Raw genomic sequence first — 20,614 nt, forward strand, 5'->3', positions numbered from 1 at the left:
TTCGGCGGCTTAGGCACCGATTCCGGGCTTTGACGACCGGATTCGATGATGAAGATCAAACCAGCCTGGCCGCAAGCCTGTTAGTCAGGCGCATGAGCTTCCTGACCTTCCTCGCAGCGACCTATTTCCTGCTCGCCGTACCGGGGCCGACCAACACCTTGCTCGCGACATCGGGCGCGGGAATCGGCATTGCGCGCTCGCTTCATCTGCTCGTTGCAGAGCTGTGCGGCTATCTGCTCGCGATTGCCCTGTTGTGGCTCACGCTCGGCCCCATCGTCGGCGACATCCCGGTCGCGGCGCTCGTGCTTCGCGTCGCAGTGACCTGCTATATCCTCTGCCTCGCCTTCATGCTCTGGCGGGTCAACACACGCGAGCTGCGCGATGGTGCACCGGTGACGTTCGGCCAGGTGCTGCTTGCGACGCTGCTGAACCCGAAAGCGCTCGTGTTCGCTTTCCTGCTCCTGTCGCTCGAGGCTGCGCCGCTCGAATTGCTGCCCTGGTTCGGCGCGATCGCGCTTCAGATTGTCACCGCCGGTGCCGCGTGGATCGCTCTCGGCGCGACGCTCGGCCGTGGCGCCCGTCGTCTCGGGCATCCCCATTTGGTCACGCGCATCGGCGCGGTCACGCTGGTCGCCGTGACCGGCCTGCTCTGGCTTCAACCCTTCCTGACGGCCTGAAGCGCCACGCCCCGCTCGTGAGCGCTCGCTTACTGCGCGCCGGAGCCGCCCTGCACGATCTTCTCGTTCAGCTTCTGGTCCACGGTGTCGACCGTGCGGTCGATCTCGGCGTTGGGCACGCCGAGTTGATGCGAGATCAGCTTCACCAGGAGGTCGACGCGTTCGATGAAGGGCGCGCCGCTTGCGACCGCCCGTGCGGCCGATGACGGCTTGAGCAGGCTCTCGGCGGCCTTGGCGTATTTTGCGAACGGCACCTGGTCCTGCGGATCGGCGCCGAGGCGGCGCGCGATCGCGTCGACATGCTCGTAGATCGTCTGCGAGCGCTTGAGGTCGCCGTGCACGGCATCGCGGATCGACTGCGGCTCGTTCGGGGTGATGCAGCGGTAATTGCCCGTCAGCAGCATCGACCATTTCGCCAGCGGCACGAACAGGGAATCGAATACTTTCAGCTTCACCGGAACGTCGTGGCCGTCGAGCGTTACCGCATCGATGTCGGCTTCGAGTTCGCGCAGCACCTTGTTGTGCTTCTCATCGGCAAAGACCGATGCCTTGAAGTTGGTGGGCAGGCCGACATGCAGCACGTTGGCGGCTTCTTCCGGCGGGCGGAATGCCTGCGGGTCGGGCGAGCACAGCGTCACCAGCCCCGGCTCGAACCGCTCCCACACCTGCGCGTTGGTGTAGGCCTCTTCCAGATCCATGTCGGCGAGCGCCGGAATCCGCTTCAGATAGGGCAGCGGCGGCATGTTCATGATCGACAGGCACGGCAGCTTGGCCGCGGCGATCTTGACCATGAGAACGCGCACGGTGTGGTTGGTGTATTGCGGCTCCTGCATCGCAAGGCCGACCAGATCGTAGCGGGAGAGATCGACGTTCTGCGGGGTCACCGCGTCGAGCTTGCCCGGAAGGTCGCGCGAGAAGATCGCCCGGTGCACCGCCTCGTCACGCAACTTGATGCGCACCTCGGTACCTTCGCGATTGATCAGCTCCGCGGTCTTGGCGCGGCAGACCAGGGTCACGTTATGCCCGGCCATGAGCAGCTTCGTGCCCAGCAGCGAGCCGTAAGAAGCCCCGAGAATCAATATGTTGCGCGCCATGCTCCGTCCCTTTGACAATTTTGTGCGATTTTCAGCCCCGGCCGTCGTCCGCGGGCGTTTGCCGGCATGTAAAGCGAAGTGCGTGGGGATGGCAACTGGGATAATGCATACAAGGCCGACTGAGGCCGGCTTCTATTGGCGGTGATGCTCGAAGCTGGTGCAGAGCAGATCGACCTCCGCCTCCGCGATCGGCGAGCGGAACAGGCGGCAGCTGAGCCCGGCCGCCGCCTTGCTGTCCGAGGCGGTGCGCTCCTCCCGGAGGAAGATGCATCGCCTGCAAACGGCGGTGTGGTGCCGCTGCTCGGCCGAGTCCGACTGGTCCAGCACCTGCCGGAACGTGTCGCGGAAGCGGATCTTGATCTCGTCGTCGAGCCCGGCAATCGCCTCGACCAGAACGTTGACGGGATCGCGCACCAGGAATTTCTTACCCTGCTGCGTCACGCTCAACATCACCGAGCGCTTGTCAGTGGCGGAGCGCTTCCGCTCGAGGTAGCCGAGCCGCTCGAGCTCTCCGATGATGAAGGATGCGGTGCCGCGCGTGGTGCCGACATAAGTTGCGAGTGCCGAAGGCGTTCGGGAGAAGCGGTTGGCGCGGGAGAGGAATCGCAGCGCCATCCACTCGCGGTCGCGCAGGCCATGCCTGGTGCCTTCGAACCACAGGATGTTTGCGGCCTGCTCCAGCAGTGCAATCGATTCGCGAGCCAAATTCATTTCGATTCCAAGCCGGATAAAGCTCTATTCAATTGAGCCTATTGGAGCGCAATCTGAGTGGACGAGATGAAGTCCCGCCTCGCCGTTCGTCCGTCGCCGGATGCGTACCGCGCGTGGGGAAGAAGCTCGCCATTGGAACTTCCGGCCGTGGAACTAGGAGGTCACACAGAAAGTTCGAGTAAATCGCACAGCTCAAATTCTTTGAAACTTTCAATCAAATGACGGCGGCTCGCACGTGATTGGGCACACGTGCGGCACTGGCAGCGCGGGCAATATGCCCGAGCTCTACGGCTTCGCTGCCGGCAGCTTTCTCGCTCTCACTTCGTCATCGCGCCATAGACGATGTCCTGGACCTGCTCGCGGTAGTATTTCCGGAGCTCGCCCGGCGCCGCCGTTCCGACCACGACGACGAGACGCTCCCTGGGATCGCAGAAGAATTGCGTTCCGTAGGCACCGTTCCAGGTGAACTCGCCGGGGTTGCCGGGGACCGCTGACAGCCCCTCGCTGGTCCGGACCGCGACCGAAAGGCCGAAGCCGAAGCCGGCGCGATGCGGCTCGACCTTGGCCACGTTGTTCTTGATCTCGGGACCGAGATGGTTGGCCGTCATGTGATGCACGGTCTTCGGGGAAAGGATGCGCTGGCCGTCGAGTTCGCCCCCGTTGAGCAGCATCTGGCCGAAGCGGAGGTAGTCGCCGATCGTGGCGAACGCGCAGGCGCCGCCGCAGTCGAACTTGGTCGGCGTGTCCAGCAGCTTGATGGCTTGCGGCTTGCCGGTCAGCGGATCCTTGGCGAAGGGGCGGGCAAGGCGAGGGCGCTGCGCGTCGGTCGGGTGGAAGGTCGCGTCCTTCATACCGAGCGGCTGCCAGACATTGGCGGCGAGATAGTCGCCGAGCTTCTGCTCGCTCACCTTCTCGACGACCGCGCCGAGCACGTCGATCGAAAAACCGTACTCGAACACGGTCGAGGGCTGGTGCGCCAGCGGCAGCTTGGTGATGCGGTCGATGAAGGCCTGGGTGTCGCATTCGATCGCCGGAGCAATGCCGTCAGGGTATTGCCGCGCCACCGGGCTCGACGAGTCCGGCCGGCCGCCATACATCAAGCCCGACGTGTGCCGGTAGAGATCGTGGACGAAGATCGGCGAGGCCTGGGGCTCGAGCTTGAGCGAACCGTCGGCCTCGGTCACGCCGACCTTCATGTCGGCAAAACCGGGATAGTAATTGGACAGCTTGGCCTGGAGCGGCAGCCGTCCCTGCTCCATCAGCGTCAGGCCCGCGACCGCCGCCATCGGCTTGGTCATCGAGGCCAGCGCGAAGATCGCATCGACCGGCATCGGCGTGCCCTTGTCCGGATCGAGCAGGCCGTAGGCCTTGTAGTGCACCAGCTTGCCGTCCCGCGCGACGGCGACGACCGCGCCGGGCACGCGCTTGGCGGCGATCTCGCGCGCGAAGAAATTGTCGAGGCGTGCCAGGCCCTGCTTGGAAAAGCCGACGTCGTCGGGATTGGCTTCGGGCAGCGGCGCGGCGCTGGCCGTGCCGAAGGCGATGACGGCAGCCGCCGTCGCGATCATGGCGATCGTCTTGATCATTGCGTCCTCCCAGGCGAGCTCGTTATGCGGTGGCCCACTCGAGGCCTAGATCACGTCCGCATCGACGCGAAGTCAAGCACGGGCGGGGCATGACTGGGTCGCCGGGAATGCCGGTACCCTATCGTGCTTCGCCCGCGCGCCACAGCGCATCGAGGCCATGCCGATAAGTCGGATGGGCCAGCGCGACGCCGAGCTCGCGCTTCAATTTCGCATTGGAGACGCGGGCGCTGCTGGCATAGAAGCTGCGGGCCATCGGCGACATCTCGGCCGTTGCAAACGCCTCTTCCGGTGGTGGCGCCACGCCCATCAGCGTCGCGGCATAGGCGATCACGTCCTGCGGCGGCGCAGGCTCGTCGTCGCAGACGTTCCAGATGCCGCCGCTTTCGTGGCGGATGGCGGCCATGATCGCGCTGGCGATATCGTCGACATGGATGCGGTTGAAGACCTGGCCGGGCTTGATGATGCGCCGCGCCGTTCCCGCGCGCAGCGTCGCCAGCGCATTGCGGCCGGGACCATAGATGCCGGCAAGCCGCAGGATCGCGGCATTGCCGTGCGCAACGTCCATCCAGGCCTGCTCGGCGGCAATCCGCAGGCGCGCGCGATCGAGCGTGGCCTGCGGCGGGGTGCTCTCGTCGACCCATCCGCCGCCATGGTCGCCATAGACGCCGATGGTGGAGAGATAGACGATCTTGCGGCGGCCCGCCGCCAGCACGTCGCCGAACGCGGCGATGGCGGGATCGCCGCTGCTGCCGGGCGGGATCGACACCAGAAGCACGTCGGCCTCGCGCACCCGCTCGACCGTCTCGCGCGACGGAGGGCTGCCGGAAAAGGCGTGGACCTCGATGCCGGCGAGGTCGTTCCGCTGCGCCGGATCGCGTACGGTGCCGGCGCGATGCGTGAAGCTGTCGCCGTGCTTGCGGACGAAGTGCAAGGCGCTGTAGCCGAGGCCGAGAATGAAGAGGCGCATGGGTCTCCCTGAAAGCTCGAAGTTCCCGTCCGCGCCGTCGCGCGCCTTTCGCTCATAAGAGATTTTTGGGTCCGGCAAAAGATATTGCGATTTGTCTCGCCTCCGGCCTCGGGCGATGTTCGGCTGTCACAGGGAGGCACCGATCATGCAGGCAGAAGCGCTCGCCTTGGCGCCGGCGAATGCCAGCGAGCTGATCCGGCGCGCGGCCGCGCTGATCTTCGACGTCGACGGCACCTTGGCCGAGACCGAGGAGCTGCATCGGCAGGCCTTCAACCATGCCTTCGCCCGCCACGGTCTCGACTGGCAGTGGGACCGCGCCGTCTACAAGGAGCTGCTGCGGGTGACCGGCGGCAAGGAGCGCATGCTTGCCTACCACGCCCGGCTGGCGACCGCCCCGCCGCTGCCGGATGCGGACATCGCCGCGCTTCACCGCATCAAGACCGCGCATTATGCCGAACTGGTCGAGACCGGCTGCTGTCGCTTGAGGCCTGGCGTGATCGAGCTGCTCGCCGCGGCGAAGGCACGCGGCCAGCGGCTCGCGATCGCGACCACGACCTCGCATGTCAACATCGATGCGCTGTTGTCGCAGGCGCTGGGGGCGCGCTGGGCTGCGGAGTTCGATGCCATCGTCGCCGGCGACGACGTCGGGCACAAGAAACCCGCGCCGGACGTCTATCTCGAAACGCTGGCGCGGCTGAAGCTGGACGCGGCCGGCTGCGTCGCCATCGAGGATTCCGCCAACGGCCTGATCGCGGCCTCACGGGCGAATATCCCTGTCATCATCACCCGCAGCATGTTCTTTGCGGATGATGATTTTGCAGCGGCGCAGTGCGTGCTGGACGATTTGTCAGAACTGGTCGCCGGGCAAAAAACGGGAACTCGCAAGGGGGATACATCGAGCCGCGAGGCAGAAAGCCTGCTCTCGTTCACCACATTTAAACCTTAAGATTCTACGAAGAGTACTCAGCCGCAGGCCGCAGGAACATGCAAACAGCCTTCCTACAGGAGCCATCCGTGGACTTCGGGCAATGAAGGCTTGGCAGACCCTCTGCATCGTGGCTGTTATCGCATCCGCGGGACTTTATCTGGCCGCCGGTAACAGACCGGCCGCGATGGCGCCGGACCTCATGCCGAAAGCGGCGGCGAGCATGGCGGCGCCTGCGAACATGGTGACGCCCGCCTTATACGCAGAGGCATCCGCCAGACTTGCGGCGGCGCTTCGGTCGGAAAGAGCAGCGCCTGGCCCGGAGACGTCAGCGGGTTCCAGCCCGTTGAGCGCCGAGGCGGAGCTTGTCGGTGAACCCGCCGCGCCAAAATTGGCGTCGTTGGGACCGGATGTCGTCCAACCGCTGCCGCCGGAACGCGATGCGTCCTTTGAGACTCCGAAAGCGGCGTCGACGCAGGATTTTCGTTATCTGGTCTACTATGTCTGGTCCGAACTGCCGCCCGCCGAGAAGCCGGCGGAGATCGTCTTGCGTGCGTTCAAGGACATTCCGGTCGGAACGCCGGCCGAAGAGATCAAGCGCGCCGCCGACGCGTTCGGGCTCGATTTCAATTTCATGATGGCGGTCGCCAAGATCGAGTCCGGCTTCAATCCCAATCAACGCACCGGATCGTATATCGGGCTTTTTCAGCTCAGCCACTATGAGTTCGGCAAATTCGGCTTCGGGCAGATTCGCAGTCCGCGGGATAATGCCGTCGCGGCCGCTTACAAGATCCTGAGCGAAGGCGTCCAGTTCGGGTGGATCACGCACCGGACGCCGGACATGAGCGATCTTTACCTGATCCACCAGCAGGGCTGGGAAGGCGCCGCCGAGCACATCAGCAAGCCCGCTCGCCTCGCCTGGAAATCCATGTGCGCCAGCAGCGAAGGCAAGGAGAAGGGCGAGCGGTGGTGCAAGCGCGCGATCTGGGGCAATGTCCTTCCCGCCTTCAAGCGCAGCTGGAAATCGGTCGAAAACGTGACGTCAGAGGCGTTCGTCGGCATGTGGCGCGGCCGCGTCGCCGAATTCTACGGGAAGTACGTGGCGACTGCTGCCGCGGCGGCAAGCCAATAATTCAGTTGTCGGCGGGGTTAGCTGAAAAGGGTAAGCCGGTCTGGACGTCCGCTGTCGGCAGTAGACCGGACGCGGTGCCGCGCCGGCCCGGACCGCCGCTTGTGGCCCACAGCCGACGTGCGCCAAGGCCCTTGTAGTATGCACCTCTGGCCCTTATGCAGTCGGAAGTCTCGGAATTCATTTCGGATACGACGATGAGGCTGGAGGCAGCCTAATCGAGCGCCAAGCAGTGTACGAACGGTGGCGCAGTATTTGGATTTCAAATGGAATGCAATGGTTCAGCAGAGGGCGTCGTCCGAGCCCTGATTGGGACGCGAACGAGCAGTTGAAGCGCTTTAGCTCTTAGGCCGTAGCCTCAGCTGGAGGTTCCTATTCATTTGGCTGATGTCGCCTTCTGGCCCTTAGCGGTCATCGGCCTACGACGCTTCGAGGTCTACCTTCAAAGGTGAAACAGACTCGTGCCGGAAATGTGAGCACGCGACTTGGAGCGCGCCGCCCGCTTTGCCCGTTCAGTGGACCCGGTGGCTCGTCCTATCGTCCTCAGCTTGCTCGACAATCTGCGCGATCGGGCTCGACTGGTGATGCACCAGGCGCCAATCGTCGCCGACGCGGCGGAAATGGTTCGCGGCGGCCAAGGCGGTGCCGTCGACGATCTCGATGCAGAGCACGCGGGCGCTGTCGCCGTCGACGATCGCCTGCGGCTCGGCGCAGACGATCTGCGGCCGCTCTGGATTTTGCAGGATGTCGCGCCAGCTTCCGATCACCGTGGCGCGGCCGACGATGGCGGGCCAGCCGGGATGGATGCAGGAAATGCCATCGTCATCCGCCCACATCCGTTCCATGCCGGCGAAGTCGCCTGCCGAAAACGCGGCGTAGAAGGCCGCGTTGGCGGCGATGATCTTGCTGTCGTTTGCCATCGCTCCCGGGTGGGGCAACGACAGACAAAAATCAAGCGCGACTTCCGTTCGATGGCGCGTTCAATTTGGACTGCAGTGCAGCATTGCGGTCAGGCCGAGACCAGCGACTCCACCGCCCGCCGCGCGCCATCCTGGTAGAGACGGCCGAGCGCCGCGGTGACTGCCTCGCGCAGGCGCGGCTCCGCGCCGAGCGGCCCGAACACCTTGTCCACCCCGAGCAGCGCCGGCGCGAGCCGCTCCGCGACGGGCCCCGCCTCGCGTGCCAACTGTGCGAACTCGGCGGCGAGGGGATCGCGCACGTCGATGGCGCGGCCCTGCTCGTCCGTTGCGCTGACGTAGCGCATCCAGCCGGCGACCGCGAGCGCATGCGTTGCGATCGGCAGGTTCCTCGCGAGGCGGTCCCGCATCGTGCCGAGCAGGCGCTGCGGCAGCTTCTGCGAGCCGTCCATCGCGATCTGCCAGGTGCGGTGATGCAGCGCCGGATTGGAGAAGCGCTTCAGCAGCGAGGCGCGATAGGCGGCGAGATCCGAGCCTGATGGCATCGTCAGCGTCACCGCGGCCTGCTCCATCACCTGCGCGGCCAAACGCGCGAAATGCGGATCCTGCATGGTGTCGGCGATGGTCTCGTAGCCCGCGAGATAGCCGAGATAGGCCAGCGCCGAATGGCTGGCGTTGAGCAGCCGCAGCTTCATCAGCTCGAACGGCTTGACGTCGCTGACGAGCTCGACGCCGGCCGCGGCAAGATCGGGCCGGCCCGCCGTGAAGCGGTCCTCCACCACCCATTGCGTGAAGGGCTCGGTCATGACGGGCCAGGCGTCGCGCAGGCCCAGCGCGGAGGACACGGCGTCCCGGTCGGCAGCCGTGGTTTCAGGAACGATACGGTCGACCATGGTCGAGGGGAATGCGGCATTGTCCGCGATCCACTTGCCGAGATCCTTGGAGCGCAGCGCGGCAAACTGCGTCACGATCCGCTGTGTAGTGTGGCCATTGGCGGCGAGATTGTCGCAGCACAGCACGGTGAAGGGCTTGGCTCCGAGCGCGCGCCGCCGCGCCAGCGCCGCGACGATGAAGCCGGGTGCCGATCGCGGCGCGTCCAGATTGTTCAGGTCATGCACGACGTCAGGGTGCCGCTCGTCGAGATCGCCGGTCTGCGGCGTGTGGCAATAGCCCTTCTCGGTGACGGTGAGCGAGACGATGCGCGTGGCGGGATCGGCCATCCGTTCGACCAGGGCCGCCGGCTTCTCGCGTGCGACGACACTGTCGAGCAGCGCGCCGATGACGCGATGCTCGGTGCCCTCCGCGGCGCGTACCGCAACCGTGTAGAGATGATCCTGCGGGGCGAGGGCGTCGCGCGTGTCCGGGCTGCGCAGGCTCGCCCCGACAATGCCCCAGGACGCGCTGCCGGTGGCAAGGCAATCGTCAATGACGACGGCCTGATGGGCGCGATGAAACGCGCCGAGACCCAGATGCACGATGCCGGGCGTGACGCGCGAGAGGTCGTAGGCCGGGCGGCGGACGGCCGGCGGCAGCTGGTCGAGATTGGCCCTGGCAAGACGCGCTGAACCTGGGCGCATGGACGTCTCCCCTTTGCTTTGCCGCTGCTTGAGCTTTGCCGCTGCTTGACATGGCGCCCGGACCGGGTCAATGCTCTGGTCAATTGGTAAGGCCAATTCTCCAAAATTGGCGGGCCGCGGGCGGAAAGTCCGGCGTGACCCTTTCGGGAGGACCAGCGTGCCGCTGGAAGCTGTGGAGGCGAGACGGCTCTATCGCCAGGTCGCCGATCAATTGCGAAACCTGATCGACAGCGGCGAGTACGCGGTCGGCAGCCGCTTGCCGACCGAACGGGAGCTCGCCGAGCAGCTCAAGGTGTCCAGGCCCACGGTGCGCGAAGCCCTGATTGCGCTCGAGGTCGAGGGGCGGCTGCGCATTCGCGTCGGCTCCGGCATCTATGTGATCGAGCCTGCCGCAATCGCCGCGCCGGCAGCCGCGTCCGTCATCGAGGGGCCGTTCGAGCTGCTGCGCGCCCGCGAATTCCTGGAAAGCGCGATCGCCGAAGAGGCCGCGCGCGTGGCGACGAAGGACGACATCGCCCGCATCGACGCCTCGCTGCTCGCGATGGAGAAGGTCGAGCATCCCGGCGAAGCCTCCATGGTTCACGACCGCGCATTCCACGTCGCGATCGCCGGCAGCCTCGGCAATGCCGTGCTGGTGCGCGTGGTTGGCGAGCTGTTCGACCAGCGCCTCAATCCCTATTTCGCGCAGCTCGCGCATTATTTCGAGAACCCGGGCACCTGGCGCACCGCGCTGGACGAGCATCGCGCCGTGCGCGAGGCGATCGCGGCGCATGATCCGCCAGCCGCGCGCGAGGCGATGCGGGTCCACCTGGCGAGATCGCAGGAGCGCTTCGCGCAGAATTTCGGTGCCGTGAACGCGGACGCGTCGTCGCCGGGAGCGAGCCGGACCGTGCGCGCCGCGGCGAAGTCGTCAAAGCCAAAATCTGCGCCGAGGAAGCGCGCCACGGGCCGCAGCACGCCGCGGCGATGAGATTGTGCGGCCCGCATCCGTGCCGGGGCGGGCGAACAAGAAGCAGACTTGAACGATGGAGGAAAAGTCGATGTTGAAGAAGATGACGATTGCAGCAATGATGTCCGCCGCTGCGCTGCTGGCTGCGACCAGTGCCAGCATGGCGCAGACCAAGCTCAAATGGGCCCATGTCTACGAGACCTCGGAGCCGTTCCACACCGCGTCGGTCTGGGCCGCGCAGGAGATCGGCAAGCGCACCAACGGGCGCTACCAGATCGACGTCTATCCGGCCTCCCAGCTCGGCAAGGAGACCGACATCAACCAGGGCCTCTCGCTCGGCTCGGTCGACCTCATCATCTCCGGTTCGAGCTTCGCGGCCAAGAGCTTTGCGCCGATCGGCGTGACCTATTATCCCTACACGTTCCGCGATGCCGATCATCTGCTCGCCTATACCAAGAGCGACATCTTCAAGGAGCTCGTCAAGGGCTACGAGGACAAGAGCGGCCACCACATCGTCGCGGTGACCTATTACGGCGTGCGGCAGACCTCGTCGAACAAGCCGATCAAGACCTGCGCCGACATGAAGGGCCTGAAGATACGCGTGCCCGACGTGCCCGCCTATCTGGCGATGCCGCGCGCCTGCGGCGCTAACACCGCGCCGATCGCGTTCGCCGAAGTCTATCTCGCGCTTCAGAACGGCACCGTCGAGGCGCAGGAGAATCCCCTGACCACGATCGAGGCCAAGAAGTTCTACGAGGTGCAGAAGCACATCGTGCTGACCGGCCACATCGTCGATCACCTCAACACCGTGGTCGCCGGCGCCCTGTGGAAGAAGCTCAGCGACGAAGACAAGAAGATCTTCACCGACGTGGCGCAGGAAGCCGCCGCCAAGGCCACCGGCGAGATCAAGCAGAACGAGGCCAAGCTGGTCGCGTTCTTCAAGGACAAGGGCCTGAGCGTTACCGAGGTCGACAAGAACGAGTTCCGCGACACCGTGCTGAAGAACGTCGCGTTCGAGACCTTCGGCTATCGCAAGGCCGACTGGGAGAAGATCCAGGCGGTCAAGTAAGCAAGACCCTCATGGTGAGGAGCGCGGAACGCGCGTCTCGAACCATGAAGGCCCCAATGTCGCCCGCGGCCATCCTTTCGAGGCGCTTGCTTCGCAAGCTCCTCAGGATGAGGAGCGGCGATCGCAGAGCAAAGACGTCGTTCCGGGTTCTCGCTACGCGAGCCCCGGAACGACGATCTGGAGAGAGGTAAACCCATGTCCACCGCCGAAATCCACCGCCAGATCACCGCGGAGGAAATCGCCCATACTTTCGAGGAGGAGGCGACGCCGAAGGTCGATCTCGGCATCTACGCGTTCGAGGATTGGGTGGCGCTCGCGGTCTTCTGGGTGATGGCGCTCGCCGTCTTCCTGCAGTTCTTCACCCGCTACGTGCTCAACGACAGCTACGCCTGGACCGAGGAGATCGCGACCTACTGCCTGATCGGCGTGGTCTTCATCGGCGCTTCGATGTGCGTGCGGCTGTCCCGGCACATCCAGGTCGACCTTCTCTACCGCTATCTGCCGCCGCGCGTGGGGCGCGCGCTGTCGACGATGATCGACCTGATCCGGATCGCCTTCTTCGGCTACGCCATCAAGCTGGTCTGGGTCTACATCCAGATCATCGGCGACGAGCAGATGACCACGATCAACTTCCCCAAGAACTACGTCTATTACTTCGTGCTGCTCGGCTTCGTGCTGATGTTCCTGCGTTCCGTGCAGGCGGCGCTGCAACATTGGCGGCAGGGTTACTCGGTCCTCGAACGCCCCGGTGCCTACGACGGGTCGGAGATATAACGTCATGCTGCTGTTGCTCGGAGGCTTTCTCCTTCTGATGCTGCTCGGCGTCCCCGTGGCGATCGCCATGGCCGCCTCGTCGCTGCTCTACATCCTGGTCAGCGGGGTGACGCCCGACGTCACGCTGGCGCAGCGCATGATCGCCGGTGTCGAGAGCTTTCCGCTGCTCGCCGTGCCGTTCTTCATCCTCGCCGGCAACCTCATGAACATCGCCGGCGTCACCGGGCGCATCTACAAATTCGCCGTCGCGCTGGTGGGGTGGATGCGCGGCGGCCTCGGCCACGTCAACATCATCGGCTCGGTGATCTTCTCCGGCATGTCCGGCACCGCGATTGCGGATGCCGCCGGCCTCGGCACCATCGAGATCAAGGCGATGAAGGACCACGGCTACTCGACCGAGTTCTCGGTCGGCGTCACCGCGGCCTCGGCGACGCTCGGGCCCATCATCCCGCCGTCGCTGCCTTTCGTGATCTACGGCATGATGGCGAACGTCTCGATCGGCGCGCTGTTTCTCGGCGGCGTCATTCCGGGCGTCGTCCTGACTTTGTTCATGATGATCACCGTCACCTATTTCGCCCACAAGAACAAATGGGGCAGCGACACCCCGTTCTCCTGGCCGCAGCTCGGCTCGGCCGGCCTCGAGATCTTGATCGTGCTGTCGTTCCCGATGGCGATCTGGCTGATGGTGATGGCCGGCCTCTCGATCAACGTGGCGGTCGTCATCGGCCTCGGCACGCTGCTGGCGATCGACTGGTATTTCGACTTCTCGGCGGTGATGGCGCTGATGGCGCCGGTGATCCTGATCGGCGGCATGACGCTGGGCTGGTTCACGCCGACGGAAGCTGCCGTTGCGGCGGTGATCTGGTCGCTGTTTCTTGGCCTCGTCCGCTACCGCACCATGACGCTGCAGACGGTGGCGAAGGCGACGTTCGACACGATCGAGACCACGGCCTCCGTACTGTTCATCGTCACCGCCGCCTCGATCTTCGCCTGGCTGCTCACGGTGTCGCAGGCCGCGCAGACGCTCTCGGACTGGATGCTCAGCGTCACCCAGAACAAATGGGTGTTCCTGGCGCTCGCCAACGTGCTGATCCTGTTCGTCGGCTGCTTCATCGATACCACGGCAGCGATCACCATCCTGGTGCCGATCCTGCTGCCGATCGTGCTCAAGCTCGGCATCGATCCCATTCACTTCGGCCTGATCATGACGCTGAACCTGATGATCGGCCTGTTGCACCCGCCGCTCGGCATGGTGCTGTTCGTGCTCGCGCGTGTCGCAAAACTCTCGGTCGAGCGCACGACCGTGGCGATCCTGCCCTGGCTGGTGCCGCTGATGCTGGGGCTGATCGCGATCACCTTCATTCCCGAACTGACCCTCTGGCTGCCAAAATACATGGGACTCTCCAAATGACCTCGACTGCTCTCGCCGCAACCCTGTTCGGTCCCGAAGATCTGCGCATGGTCGAGCAGCCGCTCGACAGGCTTACTGAGGGCATGGTGCGCATCCGCTTCGGCGCCGGCGGCATCTGCGGCTCGGACATGCACTATTTCCGCTATGCCCGGACCGGCGATTTCGTGGTGAAGTCGCCGCTGGTGCTCGGCCACGAGATCTCGGGCGAGGTCTTGGAGATCGCAGGCACTGCCGCCAATCTGAAGGTCGGCGACCGCGTCGCCGTCAACCCGTCGCGCTGGTGCGGCCATTGCGTCGCCTGCCGCGAGGGCCGGCCGAACCTGTGCGAGAACATCTACTTCATGGGCTCGGCCTCGAAGACGCCGCACATGCAGGGCGGCTTTGCCAATTGTTTCGACGCGATCCCCGCGCAGTGCGTGAAGATCCCGGATCACGTGTCATACCAGGCTGCCGCGCTGGCCGAGCCGCTCGCGGTCTGCCTGCACGCGGTCGCGCGCGCCGGCAATATCGAGGGCAAGCGCGGCATCATCTTCGGTGCCGGCCCGATCGGGCTGTTGACCATGCTGGCCGCGCGCCGCGCCGGCATGGCCGACATCACGGTGGCCGACATCGCACCGGCGCCGCTGGCGTTTGCAACCCGGCTGGGCGCTTCGCATGTCGAGAATGTCTCGGGCGGGGAAGAGGGCCTGAAGGCGCAGGCGGCCTTGCGCCCATACGACGTCGCCTTCGAGGTGTCGGGCACCGCCGCCGGCCTTGCCAGCGCCATCGGCATCGTCAGGCGCGGCGGCATCGTGGTGCAGATCGGCAATCTGCCGGGCGGCCAGATCCCGACGCCGTCGAATGCGGTGATGGCCAAGGAGATCGACCTGCGCGGCTCGTTCCGCTTCGGCTTTGAGTTCATGACCGCAGTGGAGCTGATCTCAAACGGCAGCGTCGACGTGCTGTCGCTGGTCACCGCCGAGCGGCCGCTGGCGACCGCGCCCGATGCGCTGCGGCTGGCGCTCGATCGCTCGCAGAGCGTTAAGGTCGTGCTGACCGCGACCTGATTGGGAGGAGACCCGTGATGCTAGAGGGATGGCGCTGGTACGGGCCCGATGATCCCGTGTCGCTCGACGACGTCAGGCAGGCCGGGGCGAGCGACATCGTCTCGGCGCTGCATCAGGTCCCGATTGGGGAGGCCTGGACGCGCAAGGCGGTCGAAGAGCGCAAGAATTTCATCGAGAACGGTCAACCGGGCCGATCGCAGCTGGCCTGGTCGGTGGTGGAATCGATTCCGGTGCCCGACGACGTCAAGCGTCTGGGCGGGAAGGCGACCAAGTCGATCGAGGCGTGGATCGCGAGCATGGAGGCTGTCGCGGCCTCGGGCATCAAGATCATCTGCTACAATTTCATGCCTGTGGTCGATTGGTGCCGCACCGATCTCGAATGGGAGCTGCCGAACGGCGCCCGCGCCATGCGCTTCGACCAGGATCGTTTCGCCGCCTTCGAGCTGCATATTCTCAAGCGTCCCGCGGCCGTGCAGGAGTACTCGCCGGAACAGCAGGCGCGCGCGAAATCGCTGTTCGAGCAGATGAGCCAGGCCGATATCGACTATCTCGTGATGGTGATTGCCAGCGCGCTGCCGGGCTCGACCACCGAGCCGATGACCATCCCGCAATTCCGCGACCGGCTGGAGAGCTATCGCGACATCACGCCAAGGATCCTGCGGCAGCATCTCGCCGAGTTCCTGGCGCGGGTGACGCCGGTGGCCGAGCAGCTCGGGGCGTCGCTGACCCTGCATCCGGACGATCCGCCGCGGCCGTTGTTCGGCCTGCCGCGCATTGCTTCCTCGGCTGACGATTATCAGGCGCTGTTCGACGCGGTGCCGTCCAAGGCCAACGGCATCTGCCTGTGCACGGGCTCGCTCGGCGTGCGCGCGGAAAACAACCTGCCTGAAATGGCCGAGCGCTTCGGCCCGCGCATCGCCTTTGCCCATCTGCGCGCCACCAAGCGCGAGGTTGACGGGCTGTCGTTCTACGAGTCCGATCATCTCGACGGCGACGTCGACATGGTCGCGGTGCTCAAGGCGCTGCTCAAGGAGAACGCGCGGCGTACGCCCGACAAGAGGATTGTGTTCCGTCCCGATCACGGCCACCGCATGCTCGACGACCTCGCCGCCACCAAGCGCACCAACCCCGGCTACACCGCCATCGGCCGCCTCCGCGGCCTCGCCGAGCTGCGCGGCGCGATCCGCGCGATCGAGCATCGGTGAGGGATGGTGCGCCTCTCCCTGCTTGCGGCAGAGCATCGCATTTGGGAGTCTTCCCTGCGGCCATCCTTCGAGACGCCCGCTTTGGGCGGGCTCCTCAGGATGAGGGCGGAGTGCGCGGTAGCATTTTCAACGAGCACTGATGCTGATTAGCCTCATCCTGAGGAGGCGCGTCAGCGCCGTCTCGAAGGACGAGGCGTGCGCGAAGGCCGCCGCCGTAAGTCATATGCGATAGACGGGGAGAGGGCGCGCTAGTAGCACGCCGCCATCGCGCCCAGCTTCGGATAGAGCCGGTCGATGGCGGCGATCTCGCTTGCCATCTGAGCGATGATCCAGTCGCGGATCTCGGCGGCGATCGGACGCATCGGGCGGTTGCGCGGCGGCAGGAATTCGCAGACGCGGCGCGTGGTGGTGAGCCGGTCGGAGGCCGGCACCAGCGCGCCGGTGAGCAGCCAGTGCGAGGCGACCGTCAGCCAGCCGAGCGCGATGCCTTGGCCGAGCAGGGCGGCCTGCACCACGACGGCATAATCGGTGAAGCTCAGGGCCTTGGCCGCGCCGCGGCGCCCGGTGAGGAGCGAGGCGTAATCCGCGGCCCAGTCGCCCGGCGTCTCGGCAAGGCGGATGATGGTGTTGCCCTCGGTGGGATCGGTTTCGCCGAGATAGGAGGGGCTGCACATCGGCAGCATGACTTCCCTCATCACCAGCGTGCCGCCCGACGGCGGCTCGTCGCGATCGCGGAAGCGCATGCCCAGGTCGACATTCTCCACCGGCCCGCGCAACGCGCCGGAGATGAGCTGGAAGCGCAGATCGACCTGCGGAAACTGCTTCTGCAGCTTGTCGATGCGCGGCATCAGCCAATGCGTGGTGAAGGCCGACGAGACCGACAGCGTCACCGTCTCGGTGCCCTTGCGGCGCCGCTCGATCTCGACCAGCCCGCTCTCGATGCTGCGAAAGCCGTCGAGCACGCGGCGATAGAGCAGCTCGCCCTCTTCGGTGAGCACCGCGCGTCCCGCCTTGCGATCGAACAGGCGCACGCCGAGATGCTCCTCGAATTGGCCGAGCATCCGGCTCACCGCCGGCTGCGTGACGTTCAATTCGGCGGCCGCGGCCGTGAAGCTGCCATTGCGCGCCGCGGCGTCGAAAACGAACAGGGCGTTGCTCGACGGCAGCATGCGGCGAAGCTCAGGCATAACGCCATGTTATGAGCCGCGTGAGAATTTGGCAATTGCCGAGTTTTGCCAAGTCTGTTGTCATCGCGATCACAGCCTAAAGACAGGGGCTGGCGAGCAAGGATTTGGTGCGGCGCACGCTTCGATCCCGAGTGCTCGGATTCCCTGTCTATAAAGCAGGCTTATGGCGCGCAGTGAGGCACGCCATTGCAGGGACGGGCGAGGTCGATCGTTGGACAAACGAGCGGAAAGCGTCGAGATCAGATCCGCGAGCAAGGCCTATGGCCCCGTCCGCGCCCTCGACGACGTCTCCCTCAATGTCGGCGCCGGCGAGTTCGTCTCGCTGCTCGGCCCCTCCGGCTCGGGCAAGACCACGCTGCTTGGAATTCTGGGCGGCTTCATCCTGCCCTCGGCGGGCACGATCCTGTTCGGCGGCCGCGACGTCACCTACATGCCGCCGCACAAGCGCGATATCGGCGTCGTGTTCCAGAACTACGCGCTGTTCCCGCATATGAGCGTCGGCGAGAACGTCGCCTTCCCCTTGCGTGCGCGGCGCCTGCCGAAGGCGTCCTGGCCCGACAAGGTGCGCGCGGCGCTCGGCACGGTCGGGCTCGCCGGCTATGAGGAGCGCGGCATTGCACAGCTCTCCGGCGGCCAGCGCCAGCGCGTGGCGCTGGCGCGTGCCATGATCTTCGAGCCGCGGCTGATCCTGATGGACGAGCCGCTGTCGGCGCTCGACAAGCAGCTGCGCGAATCCATGCAGATCGAGCTGCGCGCGCTGCACCGGCGCATCCAGGCCACCATCATCTATGTCACCCATGACCAGCGCGAAGCCTTGACCATGAGCGACCGCGTCGCGGTCATGAAGGACGGCCGGCTGATCCAGATCGACGTGCCCGAGCGCCTGCACGATCATCCCGCCGATTCCTTCGTGGCGAGCTTCATCGGGGAAGCGACCATGCTCCCGGTTCGCCGCGTCGATGCCTCCAGCGTCGCGCTCGGCAATGCGCTGCTGCGCAGCGCCCGCGTCATTCCCGATGGCGATGCGCTGATGCTGGCCGTGCACAGCGAAAAGCTCCTGATCGACGACGGCGCGCAGGATGCCGCCTGCAACCGGCTGACCGGCACGGTCACCGACATCGTCTATCAGGGCGAGAGCCTGCGCATCTTCCTGGCGCTCGAAAACGGCGTTGCGCTCAGCCTGCGCCAGCCGAGCTATCACCAGGCCTATAGCCGCATTCCGCCGCTCGGCGGCCGCCTCACCGTCACCCTTCACCCCGAGGACACCATCGTCGTGCCGAGAGTGGACTGAAGTGGGTGGCCTGACCTCAAGCCCTGTCCAACCGAAAGAAGAAACCGACATGTCGACCCAAGCCGCGTTCAGCAATTTCAAGGTTCTCACCTTCGACGTCGTCGGCACCTTGATCGATTTCGAGGCCGGCGTGCTCTCCGCGGTGCGCAGGATCTCGGGCAAGACGCCGGCCGAGCTCAGCGACGACCAGATCTTCGAGCCCTACAAGCGCGGCCGCGACAAGCATTATGGGCGCTCCAGCGAGGCGATGTTCCACGTCTATCGTCACCTCGCCACCGAGCTCGGACTGCCCGCCGATGATGCGGCCTGCGACATGTTCCAGCTCGCCGTGCTGCGCTGGGGGCCGTTCGCGGATTCGGTCGAGGCGCTGAAGCGCCTGCGCACGAAATTCCGGCTGGTGGCGATGACCAACGCGGACCGCGTCGCGCTGTCCTGCTACGCCCACGCGCTCGGCGATCCCTTCGACGACACGGTGTGTGCCGACGACACCGGCGTAGCCAAGCCGAATCCGGAGTTCTTCGCCTACAACAAGGGCCGCCAGTCCGCTTTCGGCTACAAGCAGTCCGACATCCTGCATGTGGCGCAGAGCCAGTACCACGACATCGGGATTGCGCGGAAGCTCGGCTACAAGGTGTGCTGGATCGAGCGTCGCCAGGGCATCGCCGGCTTCGGCGGCACGCCGGCGGTGGAGACGCTGACCAAGCCGGACTTCCATTTCCCGACGCTGAAGGCGCTCGCCGACGCCGCCGTCGGGCCCGCGGCGTAACATCGTGAGCGCGGGCATGACACGGGACTGGAGCGCGCTGCCATCAGTCAACTCGCTGTGGGAAGCCACGGCGGCGCCAGCGCGCGATTTTCCCGTGCTGTCGGGCGAGCAGCAGGCCGATGTGGTGATCATCGGTGCGGGCTACACGGGGCTCTCGGCGGCGCACCACATCGCCAGGAGCGGCCTCTCGCCGATCGTGCTCGAGGCCAACCGCCCCGGCTGGGGCGCGAGCGGCCGCAACGGCGGGGTCATCAGCGCAAAGTTCCGGCTGTCGTTTCGCGAGATCGACGCCGCGCATGGCCGCGCCATGGCGAAGCGGATGTACGAGATCGCGCATGAATCGACCGACATGGTCGAAGAGCTGGTGTCGGAGTACGGCATCACCGGCGCGAACCTGACGCGCACCGGCCAGGTCAAGGCCGCGCATAACGAGACGACGCTCCGGGCCGCGATCGACGAAGCCAACTGGATGACGCGCGAGATGGGCTCTGCCGAGGTCCGCATCCTCGACAAGAACGGGGTGCGCGAGGAGACCGGCTCGGACATCTTCGTTGGCGGCGTGCTCAATCCCGGCTCCGGCGGTATCCATCCGCTGAACTACCTGCGCGGCCTCGCCGACGGCGTGGCGCGCCGCGGCGTCTCGGTGTTCCAGGAGTCGCCCGTCGTGAGGCTGCGGCGCGAGAAGGACGGCATCGTCGCCGAGACGCCGCAAGGCGCCGTGCGCGCAAGACAGGCGATCATCGCCACCAACAGCTATTCCGACCTCACCGGCGCCACAGCGCATCTGCAGCGCACGCTGGTCCCGTTCCGCAGCGCCATGGTCGCGACCGCGCAGCTGCCGCGCAATCTTGCGGGAAAGCTGATGCCGTCGGGGCGCACCTATACCGAGACCAAGCGCATGATGCGCTGGTTCCGCATGGTCGATCACCGCGTGATCTTCGGCGGCCGCGGCGCCTTCGGCAAGCAGGACTCGCAAGCCGCGTTCGACGCACTTCGCAAGGCGATGGTCGGCATCTTCCCCGATCTCGCCGACGTCCCGCTCGACTACAAATGGTCGGGCCTGGTCGCGATGACGTTGGACTCGGTGCCCCATATCGGCCGGCTCGACGACCGCACGCTGGTCTCGCTGGGCTACAACGGCGCCGGCGTTGCGATGTCGAGCCTGATGGGCCGCTATCTCGCCGCTTTGGTGCGCGGCGAAAGCCCCGATGTCGGCCTGCTCGACGTCAGGCGGATGAAGACGATTCCGCTCTACCCGCTGCGCGAGCCCGCGGTGCGCATGGTCGCCGGCTGGTACCAGTTTCTCGATGCGATCGGTCGGTGAGTTCTCTTT

At 65.7% G+C, this 20,614-nt stretch carries 19 protein-coding genes; 12 read left to right on the top strand and 7 right to left on the bottom strand.

What is annotated here, in order from left to right; translation table 11 throughout:
- Positions 1-92 precede the first annotated feature (92 nt).
- Complete coding sequence (locus tag DCM80_RS19090; RefSeq protein ID WP_257193098.1) at positions 93-677, top strand: LysE family translocator; 585 nt, start codon at positions 93-95, stop codon at positions 675-677.
- Positions 678-706: 29 nt separating this feature from the next.
- On the opposite strand, the gene DCM80_RS19095 is transcribed toward DCM80_RS19090, so the two are convergent.
- From DCM80_RS19095 to DCM80_RS19110, 4 genes are all read right to left on the bottom strand, one after another.
- Positions 707-1,771, bottom strand: coding sequence for a ketopantoate reductase family protein (locus DCM80_RS19095; protein ID WP_257193099.1), 1,065 nt, complete (start codon positions 1,769-1,771; stop codon positions 707-709).
- A 132-nt stretch (positions 1,772-1,903) separates the two neighbouring features.
- A complete protein-coding gene (locus DCM80_RS19100) occupies positions 1,904-2,482 on the bottom strand; it encodes a MarR family winged helix-turn-helix transcriptional regulator (protein WP_257193100.1) in 579 nt (192 codons plus the stop codon).
- A gap of 317 nt (positions 2,483-2,799) precedes the next feature.
- Positions 2,800-4,068 carry a serine hydrolase gene (locus tag DCM80_RS19105; RefSeq protein WP_257193101.1) on the bottom strand — a complete coding sequence of 423 codons (1,269 nt, stop codon included), beginning with the start codon at positions 4,066-4,068 and terminating at the stop codon, positions 2,800-2,802.
- Positions 4,069-4,186: 118 nt separating this feature from the next.
- The gene (locus DCM80_RS19110) at positions 4,187-5,035 is read right to left on the bottom strand and encodes an SDR family oxidoreductase (RefSeq protein WP_257193102.1); all 849 of its coding nucleotides are present in this window, start codon (positions 5,033-5,035) and stop codon (positions 4,187-4,189) included.
- Between the two features lie 145 nt (positions 5,036-5,180).
- Between DCM80_RS19110 and DCM80_RS19115 the strand changes: the two genes are divergently transcribed.
- A complete protein-coding gene (locus tag DCM80_RS19115) occupies positions 5,181-5,981 on the top strand; it encodes an HAD family hydrolase (RefSeq protein ID WP_257193103.1) in 801 nt (266 codons plus the stop codon).
- A gap of 82 nt (positions 5,982-6,063) precedes the next feature.
- Positions 6,064-7,092 (top strand): lytic transglycosylase domain-containing protein, encoded by a 1,029-nt coding sequence (locus DCM80_RS19120; protein ID WP_257193104.1) that lies wholly within the window; start codon positions 6,064-6,066, stop codon positions 7,090-7,092.
- Between the two features lie 509 nt (positions 7,093-7,601).
- On the opposite strand, the gene DCM80_RS19125 is transcribed toward DCM80_RS19120, so the two are convergent.
- Complete coding sequence (locus DCM80_RS19125) at positions 7,602-8,009, bottom strand: nuclear transport factor 2 family protein (RefSeq protein WP_257193105.1); 408 nt, start codon at positions 8,007-8,009, stop codon at positions 7,602-7,604.
- Positions 8,010-8,098: 89 nt separating this feature from the next.
- Positions 8,099-9,583 (bottom strand): mannitol dehydrogenase family protein, encoded by a 1,485-nt coding sequence (locus DCM80_RS19130; RefSeq protein ID WP_257193106.1) that lies wholly within the window; start codon positions 9,581-9,583, stop codon positions 8,099-8,101.
- 157 nt (positions 9,584-9,740) lie between these two features.
- On the opposite strand from DCM80_RS19130, the gene DCM80_RS19135 reads away from it, so the two are divergent.
- From DCM80_RS19135 to uxuA, 6 genes are all read left to right on the top strand, one after another.
- Positions 9,741-10,553 (top strand): FadR/GntR family transcriptional regulator, encoded by an 813-nt coding sequence (locus DCM80_RS19135; protein WP_257193107.1) that lies wholly within the window; start codon positions 9,741-9,743, stop codon positions 10,551-10,553.
- A 70-nt stretch (positions 10,554-10,623) separates the two neighbouring features.
- Positions 10,624-11,601, top strand: coding sequence for a sialic acid TRAP transporter substrate-binding protein SiaP (locus DCM80_RS19140; RefSeq protein WP_257193108.1), 978 nt, complete (start codon positions 10,624-10,626; stop codon positions 11,599-11,601).
- A 195-nt stretch (positions 11,602-11,796) separates the two neighbouring features.
- Positions 11,797-12,375, top strand: coding sequence for a TRAP transporter small permease (locus tag DCM80_RS19145; protein ID WP_257176873.1), 579 nt, complete (start codon positions 11,797-11,799; stop codon positions 12,373-12,375).
- A gap of 4 nt (positions 12,376-12,379) precedes the next feature.
- On the top strand, positions 12,380-13,786 hold the full coding sequence (locus tag DCM80_RS19150) for a TRAP transporter large permease (protein WP_257193109.1): 1,407 nt from the start codon (positions 12,380-12,382) through the stop codon (positions 13,784-13,786).
- Positions 13,783-14,832 carry an L-idonate 5-dehydrogenase gene (locus DCM80_RS19155; RefSeq protein WP_257193110.1) on the top strand — a complete coding sequence of 350 codons (1,050 nt, stop codon included), beginning with the start codon at positions 13,783-13,785 and terminating at the stop codon, positions 14,830-14,832. The genes DCM80_RS19150 and DCM80_RS19155 overlap by 4 nt, the downstream gene beginning before the upstream one ends.
- Before the next feature lie 14 nt (positions 14,833-14,846).
- Positions 14,847-16,037 carry a mannonate dehydratase gene (uxuA, locus tag DCM80_RS19160; protein WP_257193111.1) on the top strand — a complete coding sequence of 397 codons (1,191 nt, stop codon included), beginning with the start codon at positions 14,847-14,849 and terminating at the stop codon, positions 16,035-16,037.
- Positions 16,038-16,285: 248 nt separating this feature from the next.
- Here the strand turns inward: uxuA and DCM80_RS19165 are convergent, their stop codons facing one another.
- Positions 16,286-17,224, bottom strand: coding sequence for a LysR family transcriptional regulator (locus tag DCM80_RS19165; protein ID WP_257193113.1), 939 nt, complete (start codon positions 17,222-17,224; stop codon positions 16,286-16,288).
- A 211-nt stretch (positions 17,225-17,435) separates the two neighbouring features.
- On the opposite strand from DCM80_RS19165, the gene DCM80_RS19170 reads away from it, so the two are divergent.
- From DCM80_RS19170 to DCM80_RS19180, 3 genes are read left to right on the top strand one after another with little or no spacing between them, the layout of a single operon-like run.
- Positions 17,436-18,515: an ABC transporter ATP-binding protein gene (locus DCM80_RS19170; RefSeq protein ID WP_257193114.1), complete on the top strand. Its 1,080-nt coding sequence runs from the start codon at positions 17,436-17,438 to the stop codon at positions 18,513-18,515.
- A gap of 49 nt (positions 18,516-18,564) precedes the next feature.
- On the top strand, positions 18,565-19,281 hold the full coding sequence (locus tag DCM80_RS19175) for an HAD family hydrolase (RefSeq protein ID WP_257193115.1): 717 nt from the start codon (positions 18,565-18,567) through the stop codon (positions 19,279-19,281).
- A gap of 16 nt (positions 19,282-19,297) precedes the next feature.
- Positions 19,298-20,605: an FAD-binding oxidoreductase gene (locus DCM80_RS19180; RefSeq protein ID WP_257193116.1), complete on the top strand. Its 1,308-nt coding sequence runs from the start codon at positions 19,298-19,300 to the stop codon at positions 20,603-20,605.
- Positions 20,606-20,614 lie beyond the last annotated feature (9 nt).

It is taken from the genome of Bradyrhizobium sp. WBOS08, from assembly GCF_024585125.1.
GTDB lineage: Bacteria > Pseudomonadota > Alphaproteobacteria > Rhizobiales > Xanthobacteraceae > Bradyrhizobium > Bradyrhizobium japonicum_B.

What these genes read in the sequence shown, in the direction of transcription:
- DCM80_RS19145 (WP_257176873.1), top strand. Translation starts at nt 11,797, where the DNA reads ATGTCCACCGCCGAAATCCACCGCCAGATCACCGCGGAGGAAATCGCC.
- DCM80_RS19105 (WP_257193101.1), bottom strand. Translation starts at nt 4,068, where the DNA reads ATGATCAAGACGATCGCCATGATCGCGACGGCGGCTGCCGTCATCGCC.
- DCM80_RS19090 (WP_257193098.1), top strand. Translation starts at nt 93, where the DNA reads ATGAGCTTCCTGACCTTCCTCGCAGCGACCTATTTCCTGCTCGCCGTA.
- DCM80_RS19115 (WP_257193103.1), top strand. Translation starts at nt 5,181, where the DNA reads ATGCAGGCAGAAGCGCTCGCCTTGGCGCCGGCGAATGCCAGCGAGCTG.
- DCM80_RS19175 (WP_257193115.1), top strand. Translation starts at nt 18,565, where the DNA reads ATGTCGACCCAAGCCGCGTTCAGCAATTTCAAGGTTCTCACCTTCGAC.
- DCM80_RS19140 (WP_257193108.1), top strand. Translation starts at nt 10,624, where the DNA reads ATGTTGAAGAAGATGACGATTGCAGCAATGATGTCCGCCGCTGCGCTG.
- DCM80_RS19100 (WP_257193100.1), bottom strand. Translation starts at nt 2,482, where the DNA reads ATGAATTTGGCTCGCGAATCGATTGCACTGCTGGAGCAGGCCGCAAAC.
- DCM80_RS19120 (WP_257193104.1), top strand. Translation starts at nt 6,064, where the DNA reads ATGAAGGCTTGGCAGACCCTCTGCATCGTGGCTGTTATCGCATCCGCG.
- DCM80_RS19125 (WP_257193105.1), bottom strand. Translation starts at nt 8,009, where the DNA reads ATGGCAAACGACAGCAAGATCATCGCCGCCAACGCGGCCTTCTACGCC.
- DCM80_RS19165 (WP_257193113.1), bottom strand. Translation starts at nt 17,224, where the DNA reads ATGCCTGAGCTTCGCCGCATGCTGCCGTCGAGCAACGCCCTGTTCGTT.
- DCM80_RS19130 (WP_257193106.1), bottom strand. Translation starts at nt 9,583, where the DNA reads ATGCGCCCAGGTTCAGCGCGTCTTGCCAGGGCCAATCTCGACCAGCTG.
- DCM80_RS19155 (WP_257193110.1), top strand. Translation starts at nt 13,783, where the DNA reads ATGACCTCGACTGCTCTCGCCGCAACCCTGTTCGGTCCCGAAGATCTG.
- DCM80_RS19095 (WP_257193099.1), bottom strand. Translation starts at nt 1,771, where the DNA reads ATGGCGCGCAACATATTGATTCTCGGGGCTTCTTACGGCTCGCTGCTG.
- DCM80_RS19110 (WP_257193102.1), bottom strand. Translation starts at nt 5,035, where the DNA reads ATGCGCCTCTTCATTCTCGGCCTCGGCTACAGCGCCTTGCACTTCGTC.
- DCM80_RS19150 (WP_257193109.1), top strand. Translation starts at nt 12,380, where the DNA reads ATGCTGCTGTTGCTCGGAGGCTTTCTCCTTCTGATGCTGCTCGGCGTC.
- DCM80_RS19180 (WP_257193116.1), top strand. Translation starts at nt 19,298, where the DNA reads ATGACACGGGACTGGAGCGCGCTGCCATCAGTCAACTCGCTGTGGGAA.